Source organism: Streptomyces paludis (genome assembly GCF_003344965.1).
Classification (GTDB): Bacteria; Actinomycetota; Actinomycetes; order Streptomycetales; family Streptomycetaceae; genus Streptomyces; species Streptomyces paludis.
The window spans coordinates 4483266-4499014 of sequence record NZ_CP031194.1 but is presented as its reverse complement, the minus strand read 5'-3'; the positions used below and the strand labels follow the sequence as shown (position 1 = coordinate 4499014).

The 15749-nt window shown below is 73.0% G+C and carries 12 protein-coding genes; 8 read left to right on the top strand and 4 right to left on the bottom strand.

Going from position 1 to position 15749, the window contains the following annotated elements; all coding sequences use genetic code 11:
* Positions 1–64: 64 nt before the first annotated feature.
* The gene (locus DVK44_RS19980; RefSeq protein ID WP_114660880.1) at positions 65–892 is read right to left on the bottom strand and encodes an LLM class F420-dependent oxidoreductase; all 828 of its coding nucleotides are present in this window, start codon (positions 890–892) and stop codon (positions 65–67) included.
* 208 nt (positions 893–1100) lie between these two features.
* On the opposite strand from DVK44_RS19980, the gene DVK44_RS19975 reads away from it, so the two are divergent.
* The 5 genes from DVK44_RS19975 to DVK44_RS37810 all read left to right on the top strand — a co-directional run bounded on the left by DVK44_RS19975 (position 1101) and on the right by DVK44_RS37810 (position 7834).
* Positions 1101–2732, top strand: a complete 1632-nt coding sequence (locus tag DVK44_RS19975) for a CehA/McbA family metallohydrolase (protein ID WP_114660879.1) — start codon at positions 1101–1103, stop codon at positions 2730–2732.
* 245 nt (positions 2733–2977) lie between these two features.
* On the top strand, positions 2978–6106 hold the full coding sequence (locus tag DVK44_RS19970; protein WP_114660878.1) for an AfsR/SARP family transcriptional regulator: 3129 nt from the start codon (positions 2978–2980) through the stop codon (positions 6104–6106).
* A 214-nt stretch (positions 6107–6320) separates the two neighbouring features.
* Entirely contained in the window at positions 6321–6488 is a 168-nt protein-coding gene (locus tag DVK44_RS36785; protein WP_181957490.1) for a hypothetical protein, read from the top strand.
* Between the two features lie 147 nt (positions 6489–6635).
* Complete coding sequence (locus DVK44_RS19965) at positions 6636–6821, top strand: hypothetical protein (RefSeq protein ID WP_114660877.1); 186 nt, start codon at positions 6636–6638, stop codon at positions 6819–6821.
* Positions 6822–7048: 227 nt separating this feature from the next.
* Entirely contained in the window at positions 7049–7834 is a 786-nt protein-coding gene (locus DVK44_RS37810) for a phage holin family protein (protein ID WP_114660876.1), read from the top strand.
* Positions 7835–7859: 25 nt separating this feature from the next.
* Here DVK44_RS37810 and DVK44_RS19955 read toward each other — a convergent pair whose 3' ends face one another.
* Together DVK44_RS19955 and DVK44_RS19950 are read right to left on the bottom strand one after the other, a co-directional pair.
* On the bottom strand, positions 7860–10403 hold the full coding sequence (locus tag DVK44_RS19955; RefSeq protein WP_114660875.1) for an outer membrane protein assembly factor BamB family protein: 2544 nt from the start codon (positions 10401–10403) through the stop codon (positions 7860–7862).
* 146 nt (positions 10404–10549) lie between these two features.
* The gene (locus tag DVK44_RS19950) at positions 10550–11431 is read right to left on the bottom strand and encodes a VOC family protein (protein ID WP_114660874.1); all 882 of its coding nucleotides are present in this window, start codon (positions 11429–11431) and stop codon (positions 10550–10552) included.
* Positions 11432–11697: 266 nt separating this feature from the next.
* Between DVK44_RS19950 and DVK44_RS19945 the strand changes: the two genes are divergently transcribed.
* The 3 genes from DVK44_RS19945 (at position 11698) to DVK44_RS19935 (ending at position 14503) form a co-directional block, all read left to right on the top strand.
* A complete protein-coding gene (locus tag DVK44_RS19945; protein ID WP_114660873.1) occupies positions 11698–12345 on the top strand; it encodes a TetR family transcriptional regulator in 648 nt (215 codons plus the stop codon).
* A gap of 127 nt (positions 12346–12472) precedes the next feature.
* On the top strand, positions 12473–13162 hold the full coding sequence (locus DVK44_RS19940; protein WP_114660872.1) for a pyridoxine/pyridoxamine 5'-phosphate oxidase: 690 nt from the start codon (positions 12473–12475) through the stop codon (positions 13160–13162).
* 108 nt (positions 13163–13270) lie between these two features.
* Positions 13271–14503: a flavin-containing monooxygenase gene (locus DVK44_RS19935; RefSeq protein ID WP_114660871.1), complete on the top strand. Its 1233-nt coding sequence runs from the start codon at positions 13271–13273 to the stop codon at positions 14501–14503.
* Between the two features lie 93 nt (positions 14504–14596).
* Here DVK44_RS19935 and DVK44_RS19930 read toward each other — a convergent pair whose 3' ends face one another.
* Positions 14597–15715 (bottom strand): serine hydrolase domain-containing protein, encoded by a 1119-nt coding sequence (locus tag DVK44_RS19930; RefSeq protein ID WP_114660870.1) that lies wholly within the window; start codon positions 15713–15715, stop codon positions 14597–14599.
* Between the last annotated feature and the right edge of the window lie 34 nt (positions 15716–15749).

Here is a 15749-nt window from a genome sequence, read left to right as displayed (position 1 = left end):
GCACGGCTCTCGTCCGTGGGTGGCGGTCGGTGGCCGGCTGCCTGCTGCCGGTCCGCCGGCCGCCTCAGACGTACGCCGCGTACGCGTCCAGTGCGTGCAGTACCTCCGTCTCGCCCGCCGGCGGGAGCTGGAGGACGACCTCCTCGATGCCCAGCTCCGCGTAGTGCGCCAGCTTTCCCTCGCTCGGGATCACCGCGTACGGCACGACCTGGAGGGTGGCCGGGTCGCGGCCCGCCGCTGTCCAGGACGCGCGGAGCGCGGGGAGGGTCTCCGTGAGGCCCCGGCCGCCGATCGGGAGCCAGCCGTCGGCGGCCTCGGCGATTGCGGCGAAGAGCTTGGGGCCCGCCGCGCCGCCGATGAGGACGCGGGGCTCGCCCCGTACCGGCTTCGGGTACGCGGTGCTGGCCCGTACGGCGCCGAACTCGCCCTTGTACGCGGTCGGTTCGGCGGCCCACAGTGCCCGCATCAGCGCCAGCCGGTCCTGGGTGAGCGCGCGCCGGGACGTCCACTCCACGCCGTGGTCCGCGGCCTCCTCCTTGTTCCAGCCGTAGCCGACGCCGAGCGTGAAGCGCCCGCCGGAGAGATGGTCGAGGGTGGCGATCTGCTTGGCCAGATCGATCGGGTCGTGCTGGGCGACGAGCGTGATGCCCGTGCCGAGCCCGAGCCGCTCGGTCACGGCGGCGGCCTGGCCGAGGGCGACGAAGGGGTCGAGCGTACGGCCGTACTCGCGCGGCAGCGGGCCGCCGGCCGGGTAGGGGCTGGTGCGCTCGACGGGGATATGGGTGTGCTCGGGGAGGTAGAGCCCCGCGAAGCCGCGCTCCTCCAGTTCGCGGGCGAGCCGCACCGGGGTGATCGTCTCGTCGGTGAGGAAGATGGTGGTCGCGATCCGCATGGGTGGAGCCTCCGTCGTCGGCGTCGGTGGGGCGGCTGTCACCGTACAGCGCCTTGTTACTCGCAGGTAGGGGGTGTGGGCGGGCGCGGGAGAGGCGGCCCTGCCTTGTTTCGGTCATACGGCGACCCCCCTGCCGTGTGCCACGGTTCACCGGGCGTGGGCAGGAGTGCGCAGACCCAATCCCCTCGGCACCCCTGGAGCCGCCACCATGGACAAGGACCGCGACAAGCACACTCCCGCAGATCCCGGCCGGCGCGGGCTCCTGGTGACGGGCGCCGCCGCCGCGCTTACGTTGGGGCCTGTGAGCTTCGCGAGCGCGGCGGCCCCGGGCGGCGGCGGGTCTGATGGGTCCGGCACGTCAGGCGCGTCAGGCGCGTCGGGCGGCGGCGATCTGGTCCGGACCGTGCGCGGCACCCTCCCGCCGGGCGCCCCCGACTTCGTCCACCTGCCCGTGGACGTGCCCGAGGGCATCGCCGAGATCCATGTCGCGTACGCCTACGAGCGGCCCGCCGTGCCCGCCGGCACCCTGGGCAACGCCCTCGACATCGGTCTCTTCGACGAACGCGGCACCCGGCTCGGCGGCCCCGGTTTCCGCGGCTGGTCGGGCGGGGCCCGCAGCGAGTTCTTCGTCCGCGCGGACGCGGCCACCCCCGGCTATCTCCCGGGCCCGGTCCGCGCGGGCACCTGGCACATCGTCCTCGGCCCGTACACGGTCGCCCCGGCGGGACTCCCGTACGAGGTGACGGTGACGCTGCGCCCCGGCCCGGCGCCCGAGGCAGGCGGCCAGCCCGTACCCGGTGAAGCGCCCGTACCCGTCTATCCGCCGCCGCGCGCGAAGGGGCGCGGCCGGGACTGGTACCGGGGCGACTGCCACCTCCACTCCGTCTACTCCGACGGCCGGCGCACACCCGCCGAGATCGCCGCGCTCGCCCGTACCGCCGGGCTCGACTTCATCAACAGCAGCGAGCACAACACCTCCGCCGGCCACCGCGCGTGGGAGGGCCTGTGGGGCGACGACCTGCTGATCCTCACCGGCGAGGAGGTCACCACCCGCAACGGCCATGTCGTGGCGCTCGGCACGGACCCGGGCACCTTCATCGACTGGCGCTACCGCGCCCGCGACAACCGTTTCGGCCATTACGCGCGCGAGATCCGGCGCGCCGGCGGGCTGGTGGTCCCGGCGCATCCGCACGGCACCTGCCTCGGCTGCGCGTGGAAGTTCGGTTTCGCGGACGCGGACGCGGTCGAGGTCTGGAACGGCCCGTACACCCCGGACGACGAGGTGTCCCTCGCCGAGTGGGACAACCTCCTTGTCGCGGCGGCCCGTTCGGGCGGGCGCTGGATCCCGGCGATGGGCAGCAGCGACGCCCACCGCGACCCGGACCCCGTCGGCACCCCGCAGACCGTCGTCCTGGCCGAGGACCTCACGCGCGACGCGATCCTGGCGGGTCTGCGCGCGGGCCGCAGCTATGTCGCCGAGTCCGCCCGGGTCTCGCTCTCCTTCGGCGCCACCGGCGGCCGGGGGCGGCACGCGGGCATCGGTGAGCGGCTGCGGGTCGCCGCCGACGCCCCGGTGACGGTACGTCTCGACGTCACCGGAGCCCCCGGCCGGACCGTCCGCTTCCTCACCGACCAGGGCATCGTCCACACGGCCACGCTCCCCGGCGCCGGCTCGGGCGCCGCCCCCGCCGCCTACACCGGCTCCGTCGAGTGGCGTACCACCGCCTCGTACGCGACCTACGTGCGGGCCGAGGTACGGCACCCCCCGGCGGCCCCCGGTCTGCCCGGCGCCCTCATCGCCTTCACGAACCCGATTTTCCTGGGAGAGCGGGGAAAGTGAAGGGGAGATAAGGGGGGAACGGAGGAGATCCGGACAGGCTGGAACCGTTTCTGCCGGCCTCCGCATCCTTTTCTGAATAACCTCCCGGCCGCCCGCCGTCACGATCCTGTCCCGGGCCCGCGGAGACCCGAACTCACTGCTGACTCAACGCTCCTGACAGGGCAGACTGTCGTGGGCGGTACGGCAGTACGGCGGTAGCGCGATGAGGCAACGACGGCGGCAACGGGGGCAGGGCAGGGGGAGCAATGGAACGTGACGGCGAGCCGCGCGTGCCGGAGCAGCGGGAGCGACGGGCTCCGGTGGGTACGGAAGGGACGAAGGGCGGACGCGCGGGCGACGGAGCGAGCGAAGACGCGGGCGTCCGGGCGAGCAAAAACGCGGGCGCCGACGCGACCGCGCAGGGCGACGCGAACGGCAACGCGAGCGCGGGCACAAGCGCACACACGAACGCCGGCCCCGGCGCCACCGCGCACCCCAGCACCGACGCGCTGCGCTTCAGCGTGCTCGGCCCGGTCCGCGCCTGGCGCGGCGCCGAGACGCTGCCGTCCGGTTCGCCGCAGCAGCGCGCGCTGCTGGCCGCCCTGCTCCTGCGCGAGGGCCGTACCGCCACCGCCCCCGAGCTGATCGACGCGCTCTGGGGCGACCGGCCGCCGTCGCAGGCGCTGGCCGCCGTACGGACGTACGCCTCGCGGCTGCGGAAGGTGCTCAGCTCGGGCGTGCTGGTGAGCGAGTCCGGCGGGTACGCCCTGCGGACCGGGCCCGAGGCCCTCGACCTGAGCGTCGCCGAGGAACTGGCCGGGCACGCGGACAAGGAGCGGGCCGCCGGGAACCGCGCGCAGGCCCGGGACCTGCTCAACCGGTCGCTGGAGCTGTGGACGGGCGAGCCGCTGGCCGCGGTGCCGGGGCCGTACGCGCAGACGCAGCGCGCCCGGCTGGAGGAATGGCGCCTGCAACTCACCGAGGCTCGAATTGACATGGACCTGGAGGCCGGTTGCCATGCCGGGGCCGTCTCCGAGCTGACCGCCCTCACCGCCGAGCACCCGCTGCGCGAGCGGCTGCGCGAGCTGCTGATGCTCGCGCTGTACCGCGGCGGCCGGCAGGCGGAGGCGCTCGCCGTGTACGCGGACACCCGCCGGCTGCTCGCCGACGAACTCGGTGTCGACCCGCGCCCCGAGCTGGCCAGACTCCATCAGCGCATCCTGGAGGCCGACGCATTGCTCGTCGGCCCCGCCGAGGAGCCCGCCACCTCGCCCGCCGTCCTCCGGCCCGCCCAACTGCCCGCGACCGTGCCCGACTTCACCGGCCGCGCCGCCTTCGTACAGGAGCTGGGCGACCGGCTGGCCACCCCCGAGGGGGCGGTGATGGCGGTCTCCGCGATCGCCGGGATCGGCGGCGTCGGCAAGACGACCCTCGCCATCCATGTCGCGCACGCGGCCCGCGCGCACTTCCCCGACGGGCAGTTGTACGTGGACCTCCAGGGCGCCGGGCCCCGGGCCGCCGAGCCGGAGACCGTACTGGCCTCGTTCCTGCGGGCGCTCGGCATGAGCGCGGCCGCGATCCCCGACTCGCTGGAGGACCGCTCCGCGCTCTACCGCTCCACGCTCGACGGCCGTCGCGTCCTGGTCCTGCTGGACAACGCGCGCGACGCCGCCCAGGTCCGCCCGCTGCTGCCCGGTACGGACGGCTGCGCGGCGGTGGTGACCAGCCGGGGCCGGATGGTCGACCTGGCCGGGGCACATCTGGTCGATCTGGACGTGATGTCGCCGGACGAGGCGCTCCAGCTGTTCACCCGCATCATCGGCCACGAGCGCGTCAGCTCCGAGCGCGAGGCCGCGCTCGATGTCGTCGCCGCGTGCGGCTTCCTGCCGCTGGCGATCCGTATCGCCGCCTCCCGCATCGCCTCCCGGCGCACCTGGACCGTCTCCGTACTCGCCGAGAAGCTCGCGGACGAGCGGCGCAGGCTGGACGAGTTGCAGGCCGGCGACCTCGCCGTCAAGGCGACCTTCGAACTCGGCTACGGCGCCCTCGAACAGTCCCAGGCCCGCGCGTTCCGGCTGCTCGGCCTCGCCGACGGCCCGGACATCTCGCTCGCCGCCGCGGCCGCGCTCCTCGATCTGCCGGTGAGACAGGCCGAGGAGCTGCTGGAGTCGCTCGTCGACACCTCCCTGCTCGAATCCGCCGCCCCGGGCCGCTACCGGTACCACGACCTCGTACGGCTCTACGCGCGTGCGTGCGCGGAACGCGACGAACAGCCCGCGTCCCGGCGGGAGGACGCGCTCTCCCGGCTGCTGGACTTCTATCTGGCGACGACGGCGAACGTGTACGCGCTGGAACGGCCCGGCGACCGGCTGCCGGACCGGCTGGAGGCGACCGCCTACCCGGGCCTGTCGTTCACGGACCGGCGCGACGGCGAGGACTGGCTCTACGCGGAGGCGAACTCCGTGCTGGCCTGCGCACACCAGGCGGCCGACCGCCCCGGCACGCTGCGCCGGGCGGTCGATCTGCTGTGGGCGTCGCTGGACTTGGGCGAGTCGGGCGCCAACTCCAAGGAGTACGAGGAGGCCGCGGCGGCACTGCTGACGGCGGCGGGCGCGTCGGGCGATCCCTGGCTGGAGGGGCGCGCCCTGATCACGATGAGCAACGTCCACCACTTCACGGGACGGTTCGACAGGGCGAAGGAGAAGGCGGAACAGGCCCGGGCGCTGGCCCACCACTCCGGCGACCTGCTGACCATGGCCTGGGCCTCGAACCACTGCGGCATCATCGCTCTCTACCAGAACCGCTACCCGGACGGCGAGCGGCATCTGACGCGGGCCATCGCGGATTACCGCGCGGACGGGAACGAGGCGGGAGAGGCTTCCTCGCTCTGCAATCTCTCCCGCGTACGGCTCGCCCTCGGCCGCACGGCGAGCGCGATCGCGCTCGCCCAGCAGGGCATGGAGATCTACGACCGCACGGGGAACACCCTCCGCGGCGCGAACGCCCGCTACGCGCTGGGCATGGCCCTCGCGCAGAAGGACCATCTCACCGACGCGACCGACCGGCTGACGGAGGCGCTGAAGACCTTCAGAGACAGCAGGCACCGGCTGTGGGAGGGCATGTCGCTGTTCCGGCTCGCCGAGGTCGATCTGCTGGCCCGCCGTCCGGTACGGGCGGCGTCGAACGCCGAGGCAGCGCTGACCATCCTCCGGGACATCGGCGGCGACTGGCGGCGCGCCAATGTGCTGACGACCCTGGGACGCGCCCTGAACAGCATCGGCCAGACGGGCCGCGCCCACGTCTGCTGGCGGGAGGCGCTCGCCACGTACGAGGAGTTGGGCTCACCGGAGGCGGCGGATGTGCGCGCCCTGCTCTCGTCGGTGGCCGCGGCCTGACCGGGCCCCCTGGGCTGGGCGTTCATCATTCGTTTAGGGCTGCCTGGCACGGTCGTAGTCGTCGATCCGTTGCGTCGGGGGGCAGATGGATCGGTGTCAGGCCGTACCCCTAGGGTGAGCGGCCCTGAGTAGCCCGTCCGGCAGTCGCCCGGGGGAACCGCCGGACGGGCCTCATCGCCCCAGCACTCGAACGCCACAAAGGGAGTCAACGGTCATGACGGACAAGAAGAGCTCGACCCTCAAGCCGCAGGGCGACACGCACGCCACCGGCAGCCCGGACTCGGCCGCGACCACCCAGGGCGACACGCACGCCACCGGCAGCCCGGACGCGGGCGCGACCACCCAGGGGGACACGCACGCCACCGGTGAACCCGGTGCCTGATGCCGCTTGAAAAATCCTCTTGACGGGGGTGACGACCGCGACGGCGCGGAGGGGGAGCCGTCGCGGTCGTGGCATGTCCGGTTCCCGGTCGGGTCGTCGGCCGACAACAGCACTCCGCTCGATCAAGTCTCGCCCGAAAGGTACGACATGACCCTCGCAAAGCGCATTCTGATCACCACCGCCCTTGTGGCCGCCACGACAGCCGGAGCGGCGTCACCGGCCCTCGCGGGCGACATGCACGCCACGAGCGGCGACGTACACGCCACCAGCATCGGCGACACACTCATACCGGCCACGCCCCGGGGCGACTGGCACCTCACCTTGAACCACTAGGGCCTGCCGGTCGGGTGACAGGGCGGTGCGGGCCGGCGGACAGGGCCGCGGGCCCGCACCCCCGTCGGCCCGTCCGCGCGTGGCCCCCGCATGGCCCAGCATCGCCCCACGGGTGGCCCAGCGTCGCCCCGCGCGTGCCAATCGGCCGCGATCGCATGGCGTACGCCGATGACGGGGCGTAGCGTCGGGAGCCGGAGCAGCATTCCGTACCGCCCGGGAGGCCGACGATGGTCCGTAACGTCCTCGGTTCGATCCTCGCGCTCATCGGCGCCGCCGCGGCCGTCATCGCCCCGTTCCGCCCCTGGTACGACGGCCGGGAGGGGCGCGACTTCCGGATCGCGGAGCTGTTCGAGGGCCTGACCGACCGCGGCTCCGGGCTGTTCGACTCGCTGCTCCTGCCCTTCGCCTTCGCGGCGCTGCTCACGCTCTTCGCGCTGACGCTGCGCTCGCGGGCGCTGGTGGGGCTGTCCGGGCTGGCCGTTCTCGGCTTCACCGTGCTGTGGATGGTGCGTCAGGGGCAGGCGGCGGGCAGTCTCGCGCTCAACGGTGACGGGTCGGGGCTCGGTATCGGTGTCGCGTACGCCCTCGGTGGCGGGATCGTGCTGCTGATCGCCGCGCTGCTGATGAGCGGACGCAGCCGCGCCAGGCAGCCCTGGCCCCCGGCACCACAGCGTCAGGAGCCGCAGCCGTATCAGCCCCACCCGTACCAGCCTCAGCAGTCGCAACAGCCGCCGCAGGACTGGCAGTACGCCCCTCAGCAGCAGTCGTCGCCGTACGGGTACGACCCGGGCCCGGCGCCGCAGCATCAGCCGCAGTCCCCGCCGCAGCGCCAGCAGCCGTACGCGCCCGAGCCCTACCCTCACCCGGACCCGTACGCGCACCCCGACCCGCACCCCTACCCGTCCGCGTCCGCGCGGCCCCCGGACGGCTGGTCCCACGACGGCGACACCCAGTCCCTGCCCGTCGTCGACCGCCCATCCCCCGACCGCCCGTCCAACGACCCGCGCGCATAGGGCCTGTTGAGGCGGACCCGGACTCCTACCGCGCGCCGCCGCGTCCCGTCGCCGTCCCCTTCACCGCGTCCAGCGCGTACACGCACCGGTCCTTGCTGCACGCGTACACGACACCCCGCCGCGCCACCGGCGAGCCGGTGATCTCGCCGCCGGTCGCCAGCTTCCAGCGGAGCTGGCCGCCGCTCGCGTCCAGGGTGTACAGCACATGGTCGGCCGAGCCGAAGTGCAGCCGGCCGTCCGCGACCACCGGCGCGCCGATCACCTCGCCGCCCGCCGCGAAGCGCCACTTGGGCGTGCCCGTCACCGCGTCGAGGGTGTAGAGCGCGCTGCCGCTGCCGACATGGATGTTGCCGTCCGCGACGAGCACCGGCTCGATGGACTGGCGGGACTCCGTCGCGATCCGCCAGCGGTCCTTGCCGGTGGCGGCGTCCAGCGCGTACACGGTGCCGAGGTAGTCGGCGAGGTAGACCCCGCCGCCCGTGACGGCCGGGCCCGGCGCGAAGGCGGGCGGCGAGAGGAAGACCGCGGGCGCCTCGAAGTGCCAGCGCACATGACCGCTCGTGAGGTCGATGGAGAGCACGCGCGGACCGGCCGCGACGTACAGCTGGCCGTCCGGGGCCGGACTCACCCGTACGGGTACGCCGCCGCAGGAGGCCGCGTCACCGATGGGGTACGACCACAGCTCGGTGCCGGAGCGCGCGTCCAGCGCCAGCAGCCGGGCGTCCTTCCAGACGTAGACCGTGCCGCCGGAGATGGCGGGCCCGGCCTCGGGGGTCTCGAAGTCCGTCTGGGCGCCCGAGGTCTCCCAGAGTTTCTCGCCGTTCGCCGCCTCCCACGCCTGGACGCCGCCGCCGCGGGTCCCGGTGACGACCGTGCCCCGGTCGACCTTGAGGGAGTACACCCAGGCGTCGGTCTGGAGACGCCAGCGCTCGCTGCCGTCCTTGCCGTCGAGCGCGTAGAGCGTGGGGCCGTCCGAGGCGTGGATCCGGCCGCCGGAGACGGCCATCGCCCAGGCCACGTCGCGGGTCTTGAACTGGCGGCGTCCGCTGGCCACGTCCAGCGCGTGCACCTCGAAGGAGGTGACGTACAGCAGATCGTCCTCGACGACCGGCGTTCCCCAGACGTCGTTCGACATACGGAACCGCCAGGGCCGCCAGGGGCCGGGCGGCGCCGCGTCGGGCGGCCTGGTGGGCGCGGGCACCGGCGGGGCGGCCGGGGCCGGCAGGGGGCCGCCCGGGGAGCCGTCGGGGGCGGTGAGCCCGGCGGGCGGTCTGACCCAGCCGGTGGCCTGCCCGGCCTCGGCGGCGCCCGCGCCGTGCCCGCCCGCGACCCGGGGTCCGGGACCGATCGGCAGCGGGGCCCCGGGCAGCCGCACCGGGCCGTCCGGGGGCGTCGACGGGGCGGTCCGCGGCGCCATCCGCGGGGGCGCCGGGGGCGGCGGGAACGGGGTCGGCGGCGGGTGCGGCGCGGTCCGCTGCGGCTCGGTGGCCGGTCTGCCGCCGACGCGGCGGCCACCGCCGGCGCCACCGGCGCCACCGCCGTCGGGCCGCCACGCGGCGTCCCAGTCGGGCGACTGCGCGGGCGGCCGGGGCGGGGCCGGCGGCGGGGCCGGGGGCCGTACGGGCGGGCTCTCCGCCTGCCGTACGGAGGCGGGCGCGGCGGGCGCGGGGACCCGGCCGCCGGCCCGCCGGTGCTCGATCATCGCGGTGGCGGCCTCGGGCAGCCACGCCGACGCCGTACCGCTGTCGTCACCGCCCGAGGCGAAGAGGTGCGGCGCCAGCTGCGCCTGGAGGTCGGCGGGGCTGGGCCGTAGCGTCGGGTCGGTCTGCATGCACGACTCGATCAGCGGTCTCAGCTCGTCCGGCAGCCCGTCGAGGTCCGGGCCCTCGCGCAGCAGCATGAAGACCGTCTCGACGGCGTTGACCCCGTGGAACGGCGCGTGTCCGGTGGCGGCGAAGACCAGCGTGGAGCCGAGCGAGAAGATGTCGCTGGCGCCCTTCACGCTGCGCGAGTCGCGCGCCTGCTCGGGCGACATGTAGGCGGGGGTGCCCACGGCGACGTTCGTCATGGTCAGCCGGGTGTTGGAGACGCCGGAGGCGATGCCGAAGTCGATGACGCGCGGCCCGTCCTCGACGACCAGCACGTTCGACGGTTTCAGGTCGCGGTGGACGAGGTTGGCGCCGTGGATCGACTGGAGCGCCTCGGCGATGCCCGCCGCCAGCCAGCGCACCGCCTGGGCCGGCATGGGACCGCACTCGTTCACTATCTCTTCGAGGGAGGGCGCGGGCACATAGGCGGTGGCCAGCCAGGGCACGGCGGCCCGGGGGTCGGCGTCCACCACGGCGGCGGTGTAGAACCCGCTGACGGCGCGGGCGGCCTCCACCTCACGTGTGAAGCGGACCCGGAACAGCTGGTCCTCGGCCAGTTCGGTCCGTACGGTCTTGATCGCCACCCGGCGGCCCGAAGCCGAGCGCGCGAGGTAGACCAGCCCCATGCCGCCGGCCCCGAGCCGCATCAGCACCTCGAAAGGGCCGATACGCCGCGGGTCGTGCTGCGTCAGCTGCTCCACTTGCCTGCCACCTCCCCGTACGGGCCACGAAGGTACGGCCCCATCCCCGTTGATTCTTCCTGTCGGAGGCGGCTGTTGCGAACCCGGGGGCGGATCGGGGTGTCCTGTAGCGATCCGGACACCACGACCTGTACGGGTTCGGGTTCTTACGCCGGTTTCCGACCCCGCTCCGGGCCGGATTCCGCCGCATCCGCGGATGCGGCGGAGGCCGCTGATGCCGCCGGTCCCGCCGCTGACGCCGCCGCTGATGCCGCCGACTCAGACAGTACGGCGAAGGAGGCCCCCTGGTTGTCCAGCAGCACGGCCATCCGGCCGTGCGGGATGTCGAACGGCGGCGCGCTGACCCGGCCGCCGAGGCGGACGGCGAGGGCGGCGGTCGCGTCGCAGTCGAAAACGGAGAAGTAGCTGAGGAAGTGGCTGGGCAGCTCCACCGGGAAGGCGTCCGTGATGACGCTGCGACCGCCGATCGCGGTGGCCTCCCCCGGTTCCGTACCGGCCGGGGACCACATCCGGAAGTCGACGGAGGGGCTGGGCAGATCCGTACCCCGGAAGCCGAAGACGGTCTCGTAGAACCGGTCGACGCGCTCCTTGTCCCGGGTGTAGCACTCGGTCCAGCAGAAGGACCCCGGCAGGCCCTTCTTCTCGAAGCCCGGGTCCTCGCCCGCCTGCCAGACACCGAAGACGGCACCGTCGGGGTCGGCCGCCTGGGCCACGATCCCGTTGCGCCCGATCGCCACCGGGTCGCGCACCAGCCGGCCGCCGGCCTCGGTGATACGGCGGCAGAGCGCGACGGCGTCGGCGGTGGCGAAATAGATCCCCCAGACGGTGGGCATCCGCCCGTCCTTCTTGGCGACGAGCCCGGCCACCCGCTTCCCGTCGCTGAACGCCTCCGTGTACTGCCCGGACTCCCGGTCACCGCTCCCGCCGAAGGTCCAGCCGAACAGCTCCCCGTAGAAGCGCTTGCCCGCCTCCAGATCGGGGAGCGACACATCCACCCAGCACGGTGTGGATTCCGCGAATGCGGCCATGGGCCCGGGTCCTTCCTGGCGTGGACGTGGAAACATGCTTCCCGCACCGCCAAGCTAATGCGCCGGGGGCGGAAGCGCAGCGCGTGAGCCGGCTGCCACCACGAGTTATCCACCGAAGTTATCCACAGGCTGTTGATAACACTATTCACGCCGATTTCCAGCCAGAGACCAGACCCCCACCCCGCCGCACCCCTGTGCGAGAGGGCCGCTTCCCCATTTGCAGTCGGCCAAATCGCGCGGGGATCACCCCTCGGTAAGCTGACGGCATGACAGGACAAGTGCGCACCGTCGACGGCCGCGTGGCTGGTCGACGTGGGCAGGCGACGCGGCAGAAGCTGCTCGACTGCCTCGGCGAGATGCTCAGCTCCTCGCCGTACCGGGACGTCAAAGTCATCGACGTCGCACGGAAGGCGGGCACCTCGCCCGCGACCTTCTACCAGTACTTCCCGGACGTCGAGGGCGCCGTCCTGGAGATCGCCGAGGAAATGGCCAAGGAGGGCACGGGGTTGACCGGACTGGTCTCCGGCCGCTCCTGGGTCGGCAAGGCCGGCTGGCAGACGGCGGAGGAGCTGGTCGACGGCTTCCTCGACTTCTGGCGCAAACACGACGCCATCCTCCGCGTGGTCGACCTGGGCGCGGCCGAGGGCGACAAGCGGTTCAACAAGATCCGCCTCAAGATCCTCAACTCCGTGACCAACTCCCTCACCGAATCGGTGAAGGAACTTCAGGCCAAGGGCCGGGTCGACAAGGACATCAGCCCGGCGGCACTGGCCGGCTCCCTGGTCGTCATGCTCGCCGCGGTGGCCTCGCACCAGAAGAACTTCCAGAGCTGGGGCGTGAAGCAGGCGGAACTGAAGCCGAACCTGGCGCTGTTGGTCCACCTGGGAATCACCGGCAAGAAGCCCGCGAAGTAAGCAAAAACAGAAACAGCACCAGCACCAGCACCAGCACCAGCACCAGCACCGAACGAGCGGTCCGGCGACGCGACACCACAGACGCGCGGACACACAGACACTCCGCCGCCACGGGTTCAATGTCCCCATGACCGACGAACACTCGCGCGACGAGCGGCAGGAGACCTTCCGCGCGCTCCTGCGCGCCCAGCGCGTCTGGGACACCGCACTGCCCGTCTTCGATCCGGCCGGCTCACCCGTCGATCCGCTCCCGCTGTTCCACCGGTGGTTCACCGAGGCGGTGGCGGCAGGCCAGCCCGAACCGCACACCATGACGCTCGCGACCGCCGACGTATCCGGCCGTCCGGACGTACGCACCCTGATGCTGCACGACGCGGACGAACACGGCTGGCACTTCGCCTCCCACGCGACCAGCCGCAAGGGCCGCCAGCTGGCCGCATGCCCCGAGGCCGCGCTCGGCTTCTACTGGGCCGCGCAGGGCCGGGCCGTACGCCTGCGAGGTCATGTCCGCACCGCGGGCCCGGAGGCCGCGCGGGCGGATCTGCGCGCCCGCTCGACCGGCGCGCTGGCCGCCGCACTGGTCGGCCGGCAGAGCGAAGTCCTCGCCTCAGCAGCCGAATTGGCCGAGGCGAGCGCGGCGGCCTGGGACCGGGCGCACCACGAGCCCACCGCGGAGGCGCCGACGTGGACGGCGTACGTACTGGTGCCCGACGAGGTGGAGTTCTTCCAGGGGGACGAGCGCAGGCGGCATGTACGGCTGCGCTACCGGCGCGGCGGAGAAGCGGACGACTGGACGCGGGAGTTGCTCTGGCCGTGAGCCCAACGGCCCGGCGGGGCGCGGCGGGGCGGCGTGACCTATTCGCAATCGAAATCCCGGTGTGAACGAGACCCGTCAATTGTGAAGATACGACTACGCTCTGCTGACATGTGTGCCGATTTCGACTTCACCCATGACCGTCCCGTGTACGTCATCGGCGGCGGCCCCGGTGGGCTCGCGGTCGCCGCCGTGCTGCGCCAACACGGTGTGCGGGCCGTCGTGCTGGAGAAGGCCGATGCCGTCGGGGCGTCCTGGCGCGGGCACTACGAGCGGCTGCATCTGCACACCACGCGCGCGCGGTCCGGGCTGCCGGGGCTCGCGATGCCGCGCTCGTTCGGCCGCTGGGTGGCGCGTGCCAACGTTGTCCGGTACCTGGAGAAGTACGCCGAGCACCACGGTCTGGAGACCGTCACCGGTGTCGAGGTCACCCGGATCGACCGGGCCCCCGACGGCGCCGGATGGCTGCTGCACGCGACCGGCGGGCGGGAGCTGAGCGGGCGCGCGGTCGTCGTCGCGACCGGCTTCAACCACACGCCGAAGCTGCCGGACTGGCCCGGCCGCGAGACGTACGAGACCTCCGGCGGCACCCTGCTGCACGCGAGCGGCTACCGCGACGCCGGACCGTACGCGGGCAAGGACGTGCTGGTCGTCGGGGTCGGCAACACCGGCGCGGAGATAGCCGTCGACCTCGTCGAGGGCGGCGCCGCGCATGTCCGGCTCGCCGTCAGGAACGCCCCCCACATCGTGCGCCGCTCCACCCTGGGCTGGCCGGCGCAGGCCACCGGCATCCTGATCCGCCGGCTGCCGACCCGGCTCGTCGACCGCGTGGCCGCGCTCCAGGCCCGGATCGCGATCCCCGACCTCTCGGCATACGGCCTGCCGCGCCCGGACACCGGCCTGTACTCGCGGGCCCGCGAGGGCGCGATCCCGCTTCAGGACGTGGGCCTGATCAAGGCCGTACGCAAGGGACAGGTCGAGCCGGTGGCCGCGGTCGAGTCCTTCGAGGGCAACGCGGTCGTCCTGGCCGACGGCTCCCGCATCACCCCCGAGGTGGTCATCGCGGCGACCGGCTACCACCGCGCGCTGGAGGGCCTGGTGGGCCACCTGAAGGTCCTGGACCCCCGCGGCCACCCCACCGTCCGCGGCGCCCGCACCCCCAAACACGCCCCCGGCCTCTACTTCACCGGCTTCACCAACCCGATCAGCGGCATGCTCCGCGAACTCGCCCTCGACGCCCGCCGCATAGGCAAGGCCCTGGCCCGCGAAAAACGCACCCGCCTCCGCGCCGAGGCCCGCACACGATCGAGTGAACGCAAGTCCCTCGCCCGCCGGACGCGGTAGCCCGGCGCTGACGTCGCCGTCGCGATCGGCACTCGGGCTGGACGGTAGAGGTCAAAGGCGTCCGGACGGGGGCCGTCACTCTCCCCGGCCGGGTCAGCTGTGCATCGCCACGCGGTAGAGAGCCACAAGCGCGTCGTCGATGGGATGAGGCTGCGGCTTGCCGGAGGAGTCGAGCCCGTTCCACCTCTGCAGGTTCACCGCGACCGCCATCTGACGCTTCCCGTCGGCACGGGTCATGGCCAGCGCTCCACCACCCCAGACCGTGCCGCCATGGCCCCAGAAGATGCCCTGACCGGGCCCCTCCATCGGGTGCAGGCCGAGGCCGTAGTCGATCGTCCTTCCCTCTTGGGAGACGACCGGAACGGTGCGTTGCATCTGCGCCAGCGACGACGGGCTGACGATCTCCCCGGCCAGCAGCATGCCGTAGAAACGGTTGAGGTCCGCGACGGTTGATATCAGCGAGGCCGACGGCCCCACCCATGACATGTCGTAGACGCTGTAGTCGCGCGGCGGGTCGATCATGCCGAACCACGCCTCGTAGAGCTGCGAGTGCGGCCCGTCGACGTATGGTCCGGCGGGGAATTCGGTGTCCCGGAGCCCGGCGCGCTCGATGACGTTCCGGGTGATGTACCGCTCGGCCGTAGTGCCGGTCACCTGTTGCAGGAGTTCGCCGAGGAGCAGGTAGTTGGTGTTGGAGTACACCCCCGGCGTACCGCCCGGGGCGCCCACGGCAGGTGCGGTGACCCCCATCTCGATCAGTTCAGTGGGGTGAAACCGCGTGAGCCGGTGGTCGTCCAGGCTCTGGGGTCCGGTGTCCGCGAGGGCGGGGAACGCCTTGAGGGAGGGGTAGGCGTACGGAAGGTACTCGGCGAGGCCACTGGTGTGGTTGATCAGCATCCGGACCGTGATCGCTTCACCGCGTTCTCCGGGAACCAGCCCCGGAAGGTACCGGCCGATCGATGTGTCGAGACCGATCTGACCACTCTCGACCTGTTGCAGGACTGCGACTGCGGTGAAGGTCTTGGTGATGCTGCCGACCCGGTGCCGCAAGTCGGCGGTGACGGGGCGACCGGTGGCGACATCCGCGACCCCGGCGGCACCGCGCCAGACCTGGTCGCCGTCACGCACCGCGGCGAACAGGCCCGGCATCCCGGCGCGGTGGACGTTTTCGATGGCTGCGTTCAGCGCCGTGGAGTCCAGTGGGTACTTCACGTCATGCGTCCTTTCGTATTCCCCGGGGTTGCGC

Bases quoted from the DNA above. Each gene is read 5' to 3' on its own strand.
- DVK44_RS19980 (WP_114660880.1), bottom strand. From the start codon at position 892: ATGCGGATCGCGACCACCATCTTCCTCACCGACGAGACGATCACCCCG.
- DVK44_RS19945 (WP_114660873.1), top strand. From the start codon at position 11,698: ATGACAGGACAAGTGCGCACCGTCGACGGCCGCGTGGCTGGTCGACGT.
- DVK44_RS19970 (WP_114660878.1), top strand. From the start codon at position 2,978: ATGGAACGTGACGGCGAGCCGCGCGTGCCGGAGCAGCGGGAGCGACGG.
- DVK44_RS19935 (WP_114660871.1), top strand. From the start codon at position 13,271: ATGTGTGCCGATTTCGACTTCACCCATGACCGTCCCGTGTACGTCATC.
- DVK44_RS36785 (WP_181957490.1), top strand. From the start codon at position 6,321: ATGACGGACAAGAAGAGCTCGACCCTCAAGCCGCAGGGCGACACGCAC.
- DVK44_RS19940 (WP_114660872.1), top strand. From the start codon at position 12,473: ATGACCGACGAACACTCGCGCGACGAGCGGCAGGAGACCTTCCGCGCG.
- DVK44_RS19965 (WP_114660877.1), top strand. From the start codon at position 6,636: ATGACCCTCGCAAAGCGCATTCTGATCACCACCGCCCTTGTGGCCGCC.
- DVK44_RS37810 (WP_114660876.1), top strand. From the start codon at position 7,049: ATGGTCCGTAACGTCCTCGGTTCGATCCTCGCGCTCATCGGCGCCGCC.
- DVK44_RS19975 (WP_114660879.1), top strand. From the start codon at position 1,101: ATGGACAAGGACCGCGACAAGCACACTCCCGCAGATCCCGGCCGGCGC.
- DVK44_RS19950 (WP_114660874.1), bottom strand. From the start codon at position 11,431: ATGGCCGCATTCGCGGAATCCACACCGTGCTGGGTGGATGTGTCGCTC.